This is a genomic window from Chryseobacterium sp. BGA-UO-ETr-SB22 (genome assembly GCF_059567885.1).
This window is the reverse complement of the sequence record NZ_JCAQOV010000004.1, coordinates 126,393-142,038: the sequence shown is the minus strand read 5'-3', so window position 1 is coordinate 142,038 and position 15,646 is coordinate 126,393. Positions and strand designations below refer to the sequence as shown.

Below are 15,646 nucleotides of genomic sequence, written 5' to 3'. Positions count from 1 at the left end.
AAATGAAACGAAATACCTTTACTTATTTGAAAATCGGAGTATTATCATGTTTCCTGGTAGGTGTGATAGCCTGTAAACATGATGATGAAGATGAGTTTACCTTTAATGGTCTTGATGATTCTTATTCCATTGAGCGTTTTAAGGTTTTGAGTATCCCAACCAATGCGTCAGGATCCGTAACATGGAGTATCAATGATTCTATTATCTCTCAAAATTCAGAACTTGAATTTATCCGCCCAACGGCGGATGCTTATCCTCTGACTTTAAAAATTAATAATAAAGGGAACGAGCAGGTATATCATTCTAAAATCATCGTTACCAAAGAAAAAACGCCCTACAGTAAATATATCGCCAAAGTATTGGAATTCCGTCCTGCCGTAGGACAGTTTATGAATGAAATTCCTGAATATTTACCCGGAAATACCGCAGCAAATATGCTTCAAAAAGCAAACGAGTCGTTGGTGGGAGGCAATTCCAGTATGATCAGTCTGGGAGGATATGGTGGATATGTGGTTTTTGGTTTTGACCATACTGTTCCGAACCTGAATGGAAGAGATTTTAAAGTGCTTGGAAATGCATTCTTTGGAAATGATGCCAGTGATCAGCGTTCAGGATCTTGTGAACCGGGAATTATTATGGTGGCCTACGACAGAAACAAAAACGGAAAACCTGATAATGATGAGTGGTACGAAATTGCAGGCAGTGAATATTTTAAAAATACAACGGTAAAAGAGTACAGTATAACGTATCATAAGCCTGATGAAAATAAAACCCCTGTAGCCGGAACTGAGTTTTGGCAGACCGATGTAGAATATATCAAATGGAATGACAATCTGGGGAATCAGGGTTTTAAAACAAAAAATACTTTCCATGCACAGAGCTATTATCCTTTATGGTTTACAGATAGTTCTTACGGTTTTTCGGGAACAAGACTGGCGAACAATTTTTACGATCAGAACGGGGACGGATCTTATTGGGTAGGAAAGTCATATGATTTCGGATATGCTGATAATGCTCCGAATAATGATGAAGCTTCCAATATTGATATTTCCTGGGCCGTAGACAGAAGCGGAAAATATGTAAAACTTCCTGGGGTAGATTTCATGAAAATATATACAGGAGTCAATCAGGAAGCCGGCTGGCTGGGTGAAGTTTCTACAGAAGTGGCAGGAGCTTACGATTTACATTTCAAATAATATTACAATCTATTTAAATTAATAAAGAATGAAAAAGTTTTATCTTTTTATGATGCTTTTTCTGTTTGCATGCGTATCGAATGCACAGATAAAAGTTCAAGGTGTACCCCGAAATGATATTTCAGGGATCAGCAATCTTAATACCACTACGATCAGTTTTTCTGATATTCAGTATTGGGTAGGATCCGGAGCGAACCAGGCTGCTTTTGTAGTACAGTGGAACGACAGCAAAAACCCTGATGCGATGGTTTGGGGATTCAAATGGGACGGAAATGCCACAGGAGAAGACATGCTGAAAGCGATTGCTAAAGCAGACCACAGATTATATACATTGCTGTATCAGGGAACACAATTTGGATCAGCAGTAGGAGGGATAGGTTTTGACCTGAACGGCCAAGGGACCAATGCACTGATCAAAAGTGGAAATACCACTTATCCGTTATATCCGGTGAATGGTTTTGTTAATACAACAGCTTATGATTTTGACAGCTATACCATCGTAGATGCGGCTAATGATCACTGGCAGTCCGGATGGACTGTGAACGGATATTGGTCTTATTGGGTAAAGAACCCTGCAGATGCTGATTTTGGATATTCTAGCGTTGGAGCTTCTTCACGTGTATTGGAAAACGGTTCATGGGATGTCTGGAATTTCAATGTAGGATTTAATCAAACACCTGTCTCTTCTACCATCACTCCTGTATCACCGTATGTCGCTTCCAATAACTTTACGAACGGATATTTCATGGTGAACGAAGAATGGTTTGGTCACACCAATGGTTCTGTTAATTTTATTGACAATAACGGTCAGATCAATTACCGTGTGTACAGCAACGCAAACAATAACCAGGCTTTCGGAGCGACTACACAATACGGAACAATCTATGGAGATAAATTCTATTTCATATCAAAACAGGCTGCCGATGGAGGAGATACTCAATATACTCCAGGCGGAAGACTTGTAGTTGCCAATGCGCAGACCATGCAGAAAATTGCCGGTTTTAATACAATCGGTGGCGGAGACGGAAGATCATTTGTAGGAGTAAATGAACATAAAGGCTACATTGGTACTTCTACCGGAATTGTTCTTTTCAATATTGACAATCTGCAGGTAGGTTCTCTGATTGCCGGAACAGGAGGTAACGGACAGATCGGAAATATGATCCGTACTTCACAATATGTGTTTGCAGTGAAGCAAGGAGCAGGAATTTTGGTTATTAATCCTGCTACAGATACCGTGATCAGTACGATAGCTGGAGGTTTTTACTCAGTAGTTCAGGCTAAAGACGGAAGTGTATGGGGAATTCAGGATCAGAAGCTGATCAACATCAATCCTACTACTTTTGCAACACAGGTTTATAATATTCCTACGACCAAATATATGGGAGACTGGGGAGCATGGCATGCAGGTAGATTTACAGCAAGTAATAAAGAAAATGCTTTATACTGGATCAATTCAATCAGCAGCTGGAGTTCAGGAACGCAGATTGTAAGATTTGATGTAACCGCTAAAACATTTAACGAAAACTTTGCTGCCATTCCGGGACAAACAGGACAGTTTAAGCAAATCCCTTACGGGGCGGCTCTTCGTGTAAATCCTATTACGGGTGAACTTGTTCTGAATACAACAGAAAGCGGATATGGTGCACACTATCAGAAAAACTGGATTCATACTTATAATATGACCGGAACTCTTATCAATACAAAAACGTTGAATGATTACTATTGGTTCCCATCACTGACGGTATTTACCAATAATTCAGTTCCTGTGGTAAGCAATACTTTACCTTCACAGCTTACAGCCGGAAGTACTACTGCAATTGATCTGAAAACAATCGTTTCTGATGCTGATAATATGGCGGTATCTGTAGTGAAGTCTATCAAATCAAACAGTAATCCTACAGCAGTTTCTGCAGTGATTAACGATAATGATGAATTGGTGCTGATTCCGCTTGTTTCAGGAACTTCTGATATTGTGATCAGCTTTAACTCAAATGGTAAGCTTGTAGAAAAAACAGTGAGTGTAAATAGTTTAGGCGCTACTTTGGCAGCTGCTGAGGTGAAGAAGCTTGAATTCGGTATTTATCCGAATCCGGTTACCGATATTCTTATTCTTAAAACTCAGGAGAAAATCCAGACTGTTTCTATGTATGATGCTTCAGGCAGAGTGGTTAATGCACAGCTGAACAACGGACAGATCAATGTAAGTGCTCTTCCAAAAGGTATTTATATTCTGAAAGCTGTGACAGATAAAGCTGTATACCAGCAAAAAGTAATTAAAAACTAATACTATTTTAGATAGTAAATCTTGTTAATATAACCCTGACCAGTCTTGGTCGGGGTTTTTTAATGAAGTGACAGATTTATTATGAAGAATGGGAATACATTATTCCTATAAAAAACTCGGCAAGCTTGAAAAGCTTGCCGAGTTTGATCTGTAATGGATCTTCCTTATTTGATGATCACCTTTTTAGAGTATGTTTTTCCTTCTTTTGTAGTAAGATTCATAATATATACTCCTTGTGGCTGCTTTGTTTCAAATGTATTAGACGTCAGCTTAGAACGAAATACCTCTTTTCCTGAAGTATTGGTAAGACTAACCTCGGAACCTGGCGCCGAAATATTTTTGTCAAGAGTAAACTGTCCATTCTGACTGTGAGCCATGAAATTGATGAACGGATCTTTATACTGATATCCATAATATACTCTAAGCTCACCGCCAATATTCAATAATCCTGAGTTCACATTGATTTTGATACGGTCAAAAGGAATGTTCATGGTAAGCTCAATCTCACCTTTGCTTGGGTCGCCAGCTCCAAGGTTGAGCAGACTGGTAGTAAGGCTTTGACGATCGTTGTTGGAAACCTCTCCATTGAATGTCTCAATGGATACACCTCCCAATATCTGAGCAGATAGTGGAGTGCCGTTTGAACCAATTCCAATGACAAGCTTATTGGTGTTGTTGGCGATGTTGGTAGTTGGGAAGATCAATGTCTGTTCCGTTCTTGCCAAAAGACCTACTGAAACCTGGATCGTAGAGTAGTCAGTTTCGTTACTTCCTACTGCATTTTGAGGATTCAATACTCCGCAGCCCAAGCATACTCCCAATACCTGATTGGTTTGGCTGCTTGCATAGGTTTTTACAATCTGTGCAAAAGACGTTGTGCTTGTTAAAAATAAGAATGATGCCAAAACTGCAGCTTTCATTGTGCGTTGGCCAAGTAATAAATAAGTTTTCATATGTAGAAAAATTTTGGGTTTTAGTTTTTTGTAAATTTATAAATAAAATAATTATGTTGCTTATTTTATTTCATATTTATGTGATTTGTTAATAATTTGTTGATATTTATAATTATGAATTTGTTTTTATTAATACTTTGTTTATTGTATTTCTCTGAGCCTGAATGCAAAAAAAATACGGCAGCTTAAAAGTCTGCCGCATTATTGTATCGCTTATTTAATTACTTAATTAAAATTTTTCTGGAATATGTTTTTCCTTCTTTAGTTTGTACATTCATTATATAAATACCCTCAGACTGTCTGGGTTCAAAAGTGTTTGATTTTAATGTAGAGCGGAATACTTCTTTTCCGGAAGTATTGAACAATATAACCTCTGAACCTTCTACTGGAACATTTCCTGCAAGAGTAACCTGGCCGTTTTGGCTGTGAGCCATAATGCTGATCAATGGATCCTGGTAAGCATAATAAATTCTGAATCCGCCTCCAAGACTTAATACACCTCCTGTCAAACCGATCCTTATTCCATCATAAGGTTTTGCTGGCTTGAATTCTACTGTTCCTCTGTTTGGAATAGCTCCCAGTTTAAGAAGACTTACGTCTATCGTTCTGCGGTCTTCATTAGAAGTTCCTCCATTCATGGTTTCAAGAGTTACTCCGCTTAATAACTGTACAGATAATGGAATGTTGTCTGTTCCGATTCCTACGACCAGTCTTGTATCTGATCTTAGGTCAGGAAAGATAAGTGTTTGTTGAATTCCTCCTAACAAAGCTGTTCCCAATACCATTGTTGAATAGTCATCTTCGTTGTACCCAACTGCATTTAAAGGATTGTCTATACGGCATCCCAGGCATGCGACTCCAAATACACCTGAGCTTTGAGCGTGTGCGTAAATTCTGTTTTGTGCAAAAGATAATGTGCTGGCTGAAAATAGAAATAAAGCCATTAATCCGGCCTTAAAGTTTCCCATAAGTAAATTAATTTTCATGTTATTTATTTTAGTGTGAATAGTTTTAGTCAAATTTAAGGATTAATAGTCAGGTAAAAAATAATATTTCCATTATTGGTGATATTTTTAATGAAATTTAATATTCTCCTGTTATAAGGGGGCGTGGACTATTGATAGATCAAACGTAAAAGTTGGGAAACGGAGTATTGTTTGTATAGGGCTCAATGAAATTTATGAAATCATTTTTTCTATTCAAATGAATTGAAACCTTTATTCCTTCCCAAGCTTTGAGATTGATCCCTATTGATTCAATTTGGATTGTATAATAGATAGAAGGAAAACTAAGAGGATTTTTCTGTTGGTATTGTCAGGTATAATTCAATGAATAATTCCCAAAATGGAAGGGGAGTGTGGTAATTCAGATAATGCAGTGATCAAATGAATAAAGATACTGCAGATAAAAATTGTCTGAATGTTCATACATAGAAACGAAAAAAGGACTTTCGAAAAAGTCCTTTTGTAGCCCGTAGGGGAATCGAACCCCTCTTACCAGAATGAAAATCTGAGGTCCTAACCGATAGACGAACGGGCCCTCTATCTTCCACTACCGAAGTAATGTGTTAGTTTTTTTGTTTTTATAAGTATCAACTCTTAATCTTGTAGCCCGTAGGGGAATCGAACCCCTCTTACCAGAATGAAAATCTGAGGTCCTAACCGATAGACGAACGGGCCGGTTAGATTGATTGTGTAAAAAATAGCTTTCCTACTTTGTCTTTATAAAACCACTGTTTTATCAGTGGTTTTATAAGATTTAAGTAGCCCGTAGGGGAATCGAACCCCTCTTACCAGAATGAAAATCTGAGGTCCTAACCGATAGACGAACGGGCCAGCTATATTTTTACGCTAATTTATTAACGTGCTTTGTCAATTTGCTTTTCAAGTTAGCCGCTTTGTTCTTGTGGATAATATTTTTCTTAGCTAATTTATCCAATAAAGCGATAACTTTTGGCAGTTGTTCTGTAGCAGCAGCTTTGTTCTCTTCATTTCTTAAAGTCTTTAAAGCTGTTCTAGCAGTCTTGTGGTAATATCTGTTACGAAGTCTTCTAGTTTCGTTTTGTCTGATTCTTTTTAGTGCTGATTTATGATTTGCCATATCGTTTAAATGTGAGTGCAAAACTATAAACTTTTTTTAAAACTACCAAATTTATTTTCAAAAATTTTAATTTTCTTCTGAAAGGTACTTTCTTAGTTTATTTATTGCTTGTTCTATTTTTAAATTTTCTTGTTCTTTTTCTAATTTTTTGATCGTATTTCCCAGCATGATCAATGCATTATTCCATTCTCCAGTGGTGTTGGTGAAAGTGAGTCCATCAATTGTTACTTCAAAAGCAACCCTCTCTCCAGTCCTGTAAAGTCTGAAACTGATTTTATCATCTCTGCCTGTAATCCCGTCTTCATTGATTTGTAAATCGTAACTTTTTGGGTTAGAGTGGATTTTCTTAAAAAGCAATTTTGCTTCTTGTATTTTTAAATCCGGCATGATATAAAATTTGGTAGCCTGTAGAAAACTACAGACAATGATTTATCAATAATATTTTTCATCAGTGTTGCCATATCCGGGTGACCAACTATGACTAAAATTTTTGCAAATATAATGCTTTTGTGACATATAACGTAAATGGAATGAATTTTTACAACAAAAGTAAAGGCTCTATATTATAATGATATTAATTTCAGGTTGTTAGGATGTTGTAATTTTTAATGATTTTCTCAGGTTCACTATGGAAATCCGTAAGATGTTTACCTTGTACAGCATTTTTTTTAAATATCTAAGCTGATTTTGAACGCAAACTTAACTCATAAAAAAAACCTTTAACAGATCTGTTAAAGGTTTGTAGGTTGTAGCCTATAGGGGAATCGAACCCCTGTTGCAAGAATGAAAATCTTGAGTCCTGACCACTAGACGAATAGGCCAAATTTTGAGGTTGCAAAAGTAATCATTAACTTTTTAACTTCAAAATTATTTTTTTTAATTATTTATAGACTTTTTGTATCACCGTGTTTTTGACACCTTTAGCCTCAAGTTCTTTTTGAAGCTTTGCCGCATCTTCCAACGTGTATACTTTTCCATAGGTATAATAAAAAACGCCATTGTCTTTCTCTCTTTCTACGTCTTTCAGATTCTGAAGGATATAAGAATTACCGTTCAGCTTATCTCCGGAGTATACTTCTATGGTGTAATACCCCATATTAATCCTTTGATTAGGCATAAATCCAACGGCAAAAGCATTTCTAAAGCCTGCATCCTTAGCTGTTTTAAGATTAATGTCTTTTACGGAAGCCATATTCGTTACAGCATAGTAATACTTGTATTGTCCGTTTTCCTTAAGAGTAAGAATGTAATTCAATCCTTTCAGAGCAGGATCATTTTCATTGTATTTCGTAGGCGAACTCATCAATAGAATTCTGAAATCATTTTTCAGAGGAGTTTCAGCTGGTTTTTCCGGTTCTGGCTTTTTGATCGCAATAGAACCTCCGGATTTTCTGTCAACCGCTTTTTTGTAATCTATGATTGCGTTATAGATACTTTCTGAAATCTCAGTCTGTCCTTTGTCTGAAGCAATGTAGTGGCTTTCTTCCGGATGGTTGATGAAACCTGTTTCTATCAGTACAGATGGCATGGCATTCATACGGAGAACGTGAAGGTTCTTCTGGAAAACACCTCTTGAAGAACGTTTGTCTTTATTCACAAAGTTGTCTTCTACCAATCCTCCCAAAAGAAGACTTGATTCCAGATATTTGTTCTGCTGAAGTTTTAAGGCAATTAATGACTCCGGAGAATCAGGATTGTAAGAACCGAAGGTCTGTTTATCTTTTTCATCCAGGAAGATCACATCATTTTCCCTTTTGGCTACCTCAAGGTTTTCATTATTCTGGTTAGGTCCCTGTACATAGGTTTCTGTACCATATGCTGTAGGTCTTTGGGAAGAATTACAGTGAATGGATACAAAAAGATCTGCTTTACTCCTGTTGGCCAGGTTGGTTCTGTCAGATAGAGAAGGATATTCGTCAATCTTACGGGTATATATGACTTTGAAATCTCTGTTTTTCTCTAACATTGCGCCTACTTTTAACGTAATGGCAAGTGTAATGTCTTTTTCCGCCACTCTTCCAATGTCGGAATAGGTCCTGTTGGCCCCATGATCACTTCCTCCGTGTCCAGCATCCAGAACGATAGTAAACTTCTTCTGAGAGAAAATAAAGTTGCTCGTAAGGATAAGGAGAAATGATAAAATTATTTTAAAATTTTGTTTGTGCATCTTACAGTTATAAAAATTATATTAATTTTGGGCCTTAATTATATATAATAAAATTGGCCAAAACCGTCCTCAAAAATATATTACAAATTTTAATTATCCTAATTTTTAACAATTTTTTAGCACAGAAAACTCCTGAAAAATTGCCTAAAAATGCGGTTAATGATACTATTTCCAAAAAGGATACCATAGTTGTAAAAAAAGAAACTTTAGATGATGTTCTTCGCACAAAAGCTGATGATCAGAGAAGAGACATCCCTAAAAAGATGACTTTTCTGAACAAAAATGCTCAGGTGAAGTACCAGGATATGCAGATTGATGCAGACTATATTTCAATTGATGATAATAAAAATCTGATCTATGCCAGAGGAAAACAGGATTCTTTAGGAAAAATTATTGAGCCCGTAATTACCACGCAGGCCGGGAAAAAGTACGAAACCAATGAATTCAGCTATAACACAAAAACCAAACAGGCTATTGCTTTCAATGCGAGAACAGAAGAAAGTGAAGGGGTAATTATAGCGCAGAAGACCAAAAAATATAATGACTCCGTATTCGCGATGAGAAAAGCGGATTATACAACGGATGATTATTTCATTAAGAAAAAAGATACAGCTGCGGATTATTTTATGAGAGCTTATAATATTAAGCTAATTAAAACCAAAAGCAAATCTCAGATCGTTACAGGACCTATCCAGATGTTTATAGAGCAGGTTCCGACTCCTCTTTACCTTCCATTTGCTATTTTACCGTTTTCAGATAAAAGAGCGGCCGGTATTCTGATTCCAAGTTTCGGAGAAAGGGAAGATGTAGGGTTTTTCCTTAACGGTATAGGATATTACCAGCCAATTGGAGAACACTTTGACGTTAAAGTTCTTGCTGATATCTATACCAAAGGAAGCTGGAACTTACGCCCTCAAGTAAATTATCAGAAGAAATACCGTTACTCCGGAAACTTTACGGCGGATATCGGAACCATGGTAAGAGGTATTAAAGGGCTGGATGATTATACAAAAAACAGTACCTATAGAATCAACTGGACACATTCCCAGGATTCTAAAGCGAATCCTTTCCTTACATTCAGTGCTTCTGTGGATATCGTAAGTACGAAGTTTTACAATAATCCGCTTAATAACAACTATATTTTCAACCAGAATGTATTGAATACCCAGCAGAACTCTACGGTAACTCTTACCAAAAGATTTCTGAAACTTCCGGCAACAATTACAGGAACGGCTTCATATTCACAGAACTTTGCAACAGGATTGGCAGACCTTCGTCTTCCACAGATGAACGTAGCGATTAACCAGTTTTATCTGTTTAAATCAAGAACAGGAATAAGACAGGGACTTCTTGAAAATATTACAGTGAATACAGGTTTCAATCTTACCAATTTCGTTAATACTCAGGAAAACGAACTGTTTAAAAAAGAAATGTGGGACAAAATGCAGACGGGTCTTAAAAATAATATCGCATTGGCTACCAATACCACAGTGGCAAAATATTTTACTTTCAGTTTAAGTGCGAATATCGACAATGCATTGACGACAAAAACACTGAACAGATTCTATGATCCGGTAAAGAACGTAACAGTAGACGAGATCAATAAGAACTTTACAGGATATTCTACATTCTCTACTTCAGCCAGTCTTCAGACCACACTTTTCGGAATGATGAAATTTAAAAAAGGATCTGCAGTAGAAGCAGTAAGACATATGATGACACCAAGTGTCAGCTTTACCTATTCTCCGGATTTTTCAAGTCCTAATTTCGGATATTATAAAAATTACTACAATGCAACCGGAGCGCTTACTCCTTATTCTATTTTTGAAAAAGGAATCATAGGAAGCCCGTCAAGTGGTATGCAGGGAGCTTTAGGTTTCAATATTGGTAACAATATCGAGATGAAAGTAAAATCTAAGAGCGATTCTACAGGAGTGAAAAAAATCAAGATATTTGAATCTTTGAATCTTTCAGGAAGCTACAACTTCGCTGCTAAGGATCACCCTTGGTCTGTGTTCTCAATCAACGGACAATCTTCTTTCTTTAATAATAAACTTACGGTAAATACCAGTCTTGCACTGGAACCTTATAAAATCGATTTCTCTTCCGGTCAGGATTCGGGAGTAAGAACAGAACAGTTCGGACACTTCAGTGTACAGGGATTCAATGTTCAGCTGTCTTATCCGTTAAGCAGCGAAATTTTTGGAGAGAAAACAGATTATGCTAAGAAATACTCCTCAAAAGGAGAGGTCCGAAATGAAAATTATTATTTTGATGATGATCATTATGCCCATTTTGACCAGGCATGGACTTTAAATATCAGCGCGAACTATGCCTACTCAAAAGGATTGAGCAAATTTGCTAACAAGATTGCTTCCATAGGATTAGATGGAAGCCTGAAGCTGACTCCTTTCTGGAATATCACGGGAAGTACGCATTATGATATGGTGACTAAAGAATTGGCGTATACAAGAATTGGTTTTTCAAGAGATCAGCGAAGTTTTACGATCAATTTCAACTGGGTTCCTTTCGGACAGTATAAAGTGTATGACTTCTTTATCGGGATCAAAGCCAATATCTTAAGTGATGCATTGAAGTACAAAGACAGAAGCTTTACCCAGCCTAATGCACCTTTCTAATATCAGATTGGCATTTGATAATATAAATTTTATATTTGCAACCAAAATAAATTCTAATGAAATCACTGCTGAAGAAATTTTCTTACTGACAAAAGTGATGGCATATGACCTTAGAAAAAAATAAATATCCGCTATGAAACAAATAATCAACACAGTTAATGCACCTGCAGCTATCGGTCCTTATTCACAAGCTAATATGGCAAACGGAGTTTTGTATATCTCCGGACAGATTCCTGTAGATCCTGCAACTGGTAAATTGGTAGAAGGAATTGAAAAAGAAACGCACCAGGTAATGAAAAACCTTGAAGCAATTCTTACTGAAGCTGGAATGACTTTCAAAAACGTTGTAAAAGCAACTATCTTCCTTAAGAGTATGGATGATTTTGCTGTAATGAATGATATCTATGCATCTTACTTAGATTCAGAAAGCTATCCTGCCCGTGAAACAGTACAGGTTTCTTGCCTGCCTAAAAATGTGGATATCGAAATTTCTATGATCGCACATCAGGATTAATGAATTTTATAAGAAATACAATTGCGGTTCTGGTAGGTCTTGGTATTGCAGGGCTTATTATTACTCTTGGTATAAGGGTTTTTCCGCAATGGATAACTTTTGATGCTTTTGCTCCGTTTGAGCACTGGCAGAGGTTTCTTTTCAGTATGAAAGATGATCAGGCGTTTTTCGGCTTCCTATTGTTTATTTCCGGATTGGGAACTACTATTGGGGGCGTTGCAACAGCCATCATCGTTAAATATGCTAAAGTAGCTTATGCTATTCTGATCGGTTTTATTATGCTCTTTATTGCGATGTTGGATGTGATTATATTTCCTTATCACCCTACATTTTATAAGATCTCTATTTTCCTTACATTCTTTCCGTTTTCCTGGATTGGAGGTAAGATTGTAGAAATTATTTATGAGCGGAACAAACAGAAAAGAATTGCTGAAAAAATGAATAAGCCTAAATAAATAATAAAAAAAAACGCTGCAGATCTCTGCAGCGTTTTTTGTTGATATGAAAAACTAATTTTGTTTTCTGATTAAGGCATTTTGAATCCTTTTGTATAAATTCTTCCGTAGTCATCTACAAATTTCACCTGTACATTTCCCTGGTATTTATCCAGGATCTTTTCTACGTCTTTCTGAGAATTCACAGGCTTGCCGTTTATTTCAATAATGATATAGTTATCTACGATTCCTATTTTAGCCATTTCGCTGCCTTCAGATACGCTTTTGGCAACAACACCACTGTTTAGTCCATATTCTGTTTTGAAACGCTCTGTAAGCGGGTCAAATTCAGCTCCTATTTTTTCAGTTACACTAAGATCAGCTTTAGTTCTTGTAGAAGTACCTCCTTTCTGGTCTCTAAGCGTTACAGTAGCAGTTCCGTCTTTACCATTTCTAGAATACGTTACCTGAACTTTATCACCTGGACGCTTGCTTCCGATTGACATAGAAAGATCAGCAAAATCTGTAATATCGTAGTTATCTACTTTAGTAATAATATCTCCTTTTTTCAATCCTGCATCTTCAGCACCGCTGTTTTCGCCGAATCCTGTAATATAAATTCCAGAACCTATTTTCAGACTCGTTTTGAACTGTTTGTTGTATGAAGTTACCAATTGATCATTCGAAAGATCTAAAGATTGTACTCCTAAGAATCCTCTCTGTACAATTCCGAATTTCTTGATATCCTCAACAATTTTTCTGGCTAAGTTAGAAGGAACAGCAAATCCATATCCCTGATAATATCCTGTAGTAGACTGGATTGCAGAGTTGATTCCGATAAGTTCCCCATTAGTATTCACCAAAGCTCCTCCCGAGTTTCCTGGGTTGATCGCAGCATCCGTCTGGATAAAGCTTTCAATAGGATTAGTTGCTTTTCCCTGGCCTCCTAAGATTCCGATACCTCTTCCTTTAGCTGAAACAATACCTGCTGTTACCGTAGAGTTTAATCCCAATGGATTTCCTACCGCAAGTACCCATTGTCCTACGTCGATATTGTCAGAATTTGCAAAATTTAAATAAGGAAGACCTTTTTCTTCAATCTTTAATAGAGAGATGTCTGTATTAGGGTCTGTTCCTACCAAAGTAGCGATATATGATTTTTTGTTGCTCAATACTACTTCCAGTTTATTAGCACCTGCTACCACGTGGTTATTGGAAATAATGTAACCGTCCGGAGAGATGATGACACCTGAACCCATTCCCGATGGCATGTTGTCAGGAGCCTGTTGCTGTTTCTGTCTCTGCTGGCCCTGGCCTCTTCCACCGAAAGGATCTCCGAAGAAAAAGTCAAATAAATCCTGCTCAGAAGCTCTGCTTGCTGTTCTGCTTTGGTAATTTTTAATGGTAACTACAGCCGGAACGGTGGTTTTGGCTGCTTTCACAAAATCGTCACCTACTGCTCCCGTATTCATTCCTGCGAATGAGGTATTAGGTGCTGATGCTGTGAAGTAAGATTGATCTCCATTGTTGGAGTTGTGTCCTAAATATTGTATGGCTCCAACGGTAGTAGCTCCGGAAATTACTCCTACTACTGCAAATGGTAATAGTTTTTTTAAAGTACTCTTCATTGTATATCTTTCTTGTTTATTAATTAATTTCTTTTTTATGTTTTTGAGTAAACAAATTTAATGTTAAATAAGTAAGCAATTAGTATGCTATGTTTCAATTTTAACTAAAATTTAACGGCTATTATATCATTTTATGCCTTATGTCATAATTGTTAATGTCAGAGTTAACAAAACTTAAAAAAAAATTAAAGAAAATATGTCAGTTTGTAAGCATAAAGTATACCCTGTTTGGTATTATTTATTGTCAATTATTCACTGTTGGTCACTCCTCATTCATAATCTGTGATTTGTGTCATAAAGATACTTAATTCAAAAATGATTATCTTTGCAAAAATTTTATTCTCACTTAAAACGTTTATAGCATGCAACTGTATAACACCTTAAGCGCAGAAGAAAGAGCTCAACTTATTGATGAAGCCGGTAAAGACCGTCTTACTTTGTCTTTCTATGCGTATGCCAAAATTGAAGACCCTAAAAAATTTCGCGACGAATTATTTATAGCCTGGAATGCACTGGATGCACTTGGCCGTATTTATGTAGCAAAAGAAGGAATCAATGCTCAGATGAGTGTTCCTGCGGATCAGTTTGAGGCTTTCCGAAATACGCTGGAAGTGTATGACTTCATGAAAGGAATCCGTTTGAATGTCGCTGTTGATCAGGATAACTATTCTTTTTTAAAATTGACAATTAAGGTTAGAAATAAAATTGTTGCTGATGGTTTGAATGACGAAACTTTTGATGTTACCAATAAAGGAATTCACTTAAAAGCTCAGGAATTCAATAATCTACTTGATGATCCCAATACCATAGTAGTAGATTTCAGAAATCACTACGAAAGTGAAGTAGGTCACTTTGAAGGGGCAATTACTCCGGATGTGGAAAATTTCAGAGAAAGTTTACCGATTATCAACGAACAGTTACAGGACTTTAAAGAAGATAAAAACCTTTTGATGTACTGTACCGGAGGAATCCGTTGCGAAAAAGCCAGTGCTTACTTCAAACATCAGGGGTTCAAAAATGTTTACCAATTGGAAGGCGGAATCATTGAATACACCCGCCAGATTAAAGAAGAAGGAATAGAAAGTAAGTTTATTGGTAAAAACTTCGTATTTGACCACCGTTTAGGAGAGAGAATTACAGACGACATTATTTCACAATGCCACCAGTGTGGAAAGCCATGTGATAACCATACCAACTGTGCTAATGATGCCTGCCATTTATTATTTATCCAATGTGATGAATGTAAGGCAGCAATGGAAAACTGTTGTTCTACAGAATGTTTGGACACTATACATTTGTCTTGGGATGAGCAGGTGAAATTAAGAAAAGGACTACAGGTAGGAAATAAAGTGTTCAGAAAAGGAAAATCTGACGCCTTGAAATTCAAAAACTCAGGAGATTTACCAGATGCACCATTAGCAAAAGCTGAAACAAAAAATATCCGCCAAAAAATTGCTGTCAAAAAAGAATTGATTGGTAAAGCAGAACATTATTATTCAAAATCGAAAATTGCACAGTTCTTAATTGAACTTAAGGATCTGTCAGTAGGAGATAAAATATTAATTTCAGGGCCTACAACCGGAGAACAGGAAGTGGAGGTTACTGAAATGTATGTAGATGGCGGTCCTTGCGAAACTGCAAAACCAGGAGATCAGGTTACTTTTGAACTTCCATTCCGAGTTCGTTCATCTGATAAACTGTATAGAATTGTGCAAAACGCATAATCAG

Annotated in this window: 12 protein-coding genes and 4 tRNA genes; 6 read left to right on the top strand and 10 right to left on the bottom strand. The window is 36.7% G+C overall.

All coding sequences use genetic code 11. From position 1 onward, the window contains the following. Positions 1 to 2: 2 nt before the first annotated feature. Together AC57AW_RS04425 and AC57AW_RS04420 are read left to right on the top strand one after the other, a co-directional pair. On the top strand, positions 3 to 1,196 hold the full coding sequence (locus AC57AW_RS04425) for a cell surface protein (protein WP_496350945.1): 1,194 nt from the start codon (positions 3 to 5) through the stop codon (positions 1,194 to 1,196). Positions 1,197 to 1,224: 28 nt separating this feature from the next. Beyond that, on the top strand, positions 1,225 to 3,483 hold the full coding sequence (locus AC57AW_RS04420) for a DUF5074 domain-containing protein (RefSeq protein ID WP_496350944.1): 2,259 nt from the start codon (positions 1,225 to 1,227) through the stop codon (positions 3,481 to 3,483). Positions 3,484 to 3,647: 164 nt separating this feature from the next. Here AC57AW_RS04420 and AC57AW_RS04415 read toward each other — a convergent pair whose 3' ends face one another. The 9 genes from AC57AW_RS04415 to AC57AW_RS04375 all read right to left on the bottom strand — a co-directional run bounded on the left by AC57AW_RS04415 (position 3,648) and on the right by AC57AW_RS04375 (position 8,703). Then, the gene (locus AC57AW_RS04415) at positions 3,648 to 4,436 is read right to left on the bottom strand and encodes a T9SS type A sorting domain-containing protein (protein ID WP_318847273.1); all 789 of its coding nucleotides are present in this window, start codon (positions 4,434 to 4,436) and stop codon (positions 3,648 to 3,650) included. A 221-nt stretch (positions 4,437 to 4,657) separates the two neighbouring features. Further along, positions 4,658 to 5,422 carry a T9SS type A sorting domain-containing protein gene (locus AC57AW_RS04410; protein ID WP_496350943.1) on the bottom strand — a complete coding sequence of 255 codons (765 nt, stop codon included), beginning with the start codon at positions 5,420 to 5,422 and terminating at the stop codon, positions 4,658 to 4,660. A gap of 481 nt (positions 5,423 to 5,903) precedes the next feature. Next, positions 5,904 to 5,975: transfer RNA gene (locus AC57AW_RS04405), tRNA-Glu, on the bottom strand. Between the two features lie 68 nt (positions 5,976 to 6,043). After that, positions 6,044 to 6,115 (bottom strand) — tRNA-Glu (locus AC57AW_RS04400). 84 nt (positions 6,116 to 6,199) lie between these two features. Next, positions 6,200 to 6,271 (bottom strand) — tRNA-Glu (locus tag AC57AW_RS04395). Positions 6,272 to 6,281: 10 nt separating this feature from the next. Beyond that, the gene (gene rpsT, locus AC57AW_RS04390; RefSeq protein ID WP_076353226.1) at positions 6,282 to 6,536 is read right to left on the bottom strand and encodes a 30S ribosomal protein S20; all 255 of its coding nucleotides are present in this window, start codon (positions 6,534 to 6,536) and stop codon (positions 6,282 to 6,284) included. Between the two features lie 66 nt (positions 6,537 to 6,602). After that, positions 6,603 to 6,923 (bottom strand): hypothetical protein, encoded by a 321-nt coding sequence (locus tag AC57AW_RS04385; protein WP_047380487.1) that lies wholly within the window; start codon positions 6,921 to 6,923, stop codon positions 6,603 to 6,605. Positions 6,924 to 7,285: 362 nt separating this feature from the next. After that, positions 7,286 to 7,357, bottom strand: a tRNA-Glu gene (locus AC57AW_RS04380). A gap of 59 nt (positions 7,358 to 7,416) precedes the next feature. Beyond that, positions 7,417 to 8,703 (bottom strand): N-acetylmuramoyl-L-alanine amidase family protein, encoded by a 1,287-nt coding sequence (locus tag AC57AW_RS04375; RefSeq protein WP_318847271.1) that lies wholly within the window; start codon positions 8,701 to 8,703, stop codon positions 7,417 to 7,419. A 53-nt stretch (positions 8,704 to 8,756) separates the two neighbouring features. Here AC57AW_RS04375 and AC57AW_RS04370 point away from each other — a divergent pair, with 53 nt between their 5' ends. The 3 genes from AC57AW_RS04370 to AC57AW_RS04360 all read left to right on the top strand — a co-directional run bounded on the left by AC57AW_RS04370 (position 8,757) and on the right by AC57AW_RS04360 (position 12,311). Continuing rightward, positions 8,757 to 11,342 (top strand): putative LPS assembly protein LptD, encoded by a 2,586-nt coding sequence (locus AC57AW_RS04370; protein WP_496350942.1) that lies wholly within the window; start codon positions 8,757 to 8,759, stop codon positions 11,340 to 11,342. A gap of 133 nt (positions 11,343 to 11,475) precedes the next feature. After that, a complete protein-coding gene (locus AC57AW_RS04365; protein WP_034694591.1) occupies positions 11,476 to 11,856 on the top strand; it encodes a RidA family protein in 381 nt (126 codons plus the stop codon). After that, positions 11,856 to 12,311, top strand: a complete 456-nt coding sequence (locus AC57AW_RS04360; protein ID WP_318847269.1) for a hypothetical protein — start codon at positions 11,856 to 11,858, stop codon at positions 12,309 to 12,311. The genes AC57AW_RS04365 and AC57AW_RS04360 overlap by 1 nt, the downstream gene beginning before the upstream one ends. A gap of 71 nt (positions 12,312 to 12,382) precedes the next feature. On the opposite strand, the gene AC57AW_RS04355 is transcribed toward AC57AW_RS04360, so the two are convergent. Continuing rightward, positions 12,383 to 13,918, bottom strand: a complete 1,536-nt coding sequence (locus AC57AW_RS04355; protein ID WP_496350941.1) for a trypsin-like peptidase domain-containing protein — start codon at positions 13,916 to 13,918, stop codon at positions 12,383 to 12,385. A 362-nt stretch (positions 13,919 to 14,280) separates the two neighbouring features. On the opposite strand from AC57AW_RS04355, the gene trhO reads away from it, so the two are divergent. Beyond that, positions 14,281 to 15,642 carry an oxygen-dependent tRNA uridine(34) hydroxylase TrhO gene (gene trhO, locus AC57AW_RS04350; protein WP_496350940.1) on the top strand — a complete coding sequence of 454 codons (1,362 nt, stop codon included), beginning with the start codon at positions 14,281 to 14,283 and terminating at the stop codon, positions 15,640 to 15,642. The last annotated feature ends 4 nt before the right edge of the window (positions 15,643 to 15,646 follow it).

Coding starts and splice junctions, on each gene's coding strand:
- AC57AW_RS04365 (WP_034694591.1), top strand. CDS start 11,476: ATGAAACAAATAATCAACACAGTTAATGCACCTGCAGCTATCGGTCCT.
- rpsT (WP_076353226.1), bottom strand. CDS start 6,536: ATGGCAAATCATAAATCAGCACTAAAAAGAATCAGACAAAACGAAACT.
- AC57AW_RS04410 (WP_496350943.1), bottom strand. CDS start 5,422: ATGAAAATTAATTTACTTATGGGAAACTTTAAGGCCGGATTAATGGCT.
- trhO (WP_496350940.1), top strand. CDS start 14,281: ATGCAACTGTATAACACCTTAAGCGCAGAAGAAAGAGCTCAACTTATT.
- AC57AW_RS04360 (WP_318847269.1), top strand. CDS start 11,856: ATGAATTTTATAAGAAATACAATTGCGGTTCTGGTAGGTCTTGGTATT.
- AC57AW_RS04385 (WP_047380487.1), bottom strand. CDS start 6,923: ATGCCGGATTTAAAAATACAAGAAGCAAAATTGCTTTTTAAGAAAATC.
- AC57AW_RS04420 (WP_496350944.1), top strand. CDS start 1,225: ATGAAAAAGTTTTATCTTTTTATGATGCTTTTTCTGTTTGCATGCGTA.
- AC57AW_RS04415 (WP_318847273.1), bottom strand. CDS start 4,436: ATGAAAACTTATTTATTACTTGGCCAACGCACAATGAAAGCTGCAGTT.
- AC57AW_RS04375 (WP_318847271.1), bottom strand. CDS start 8,703: ATGCACAAACAAAATTTTAAAATAATTTTATCATTTCTCCTTATCCTT.
- AC57AW_RS04425 (WP_496350945.1), top strand. CDS start 3: ATGAAACGAAATACCTTTACTTATTTGAAAATCGGAGTATTATCATGT.
- AC57AW_RS04355 (WP_496350941.1), bottom strand. CDS start 13,918: ATGAAGAGTACTTTAAAAAAACTATTACCATTTGCAGTAGTAGGAGTA.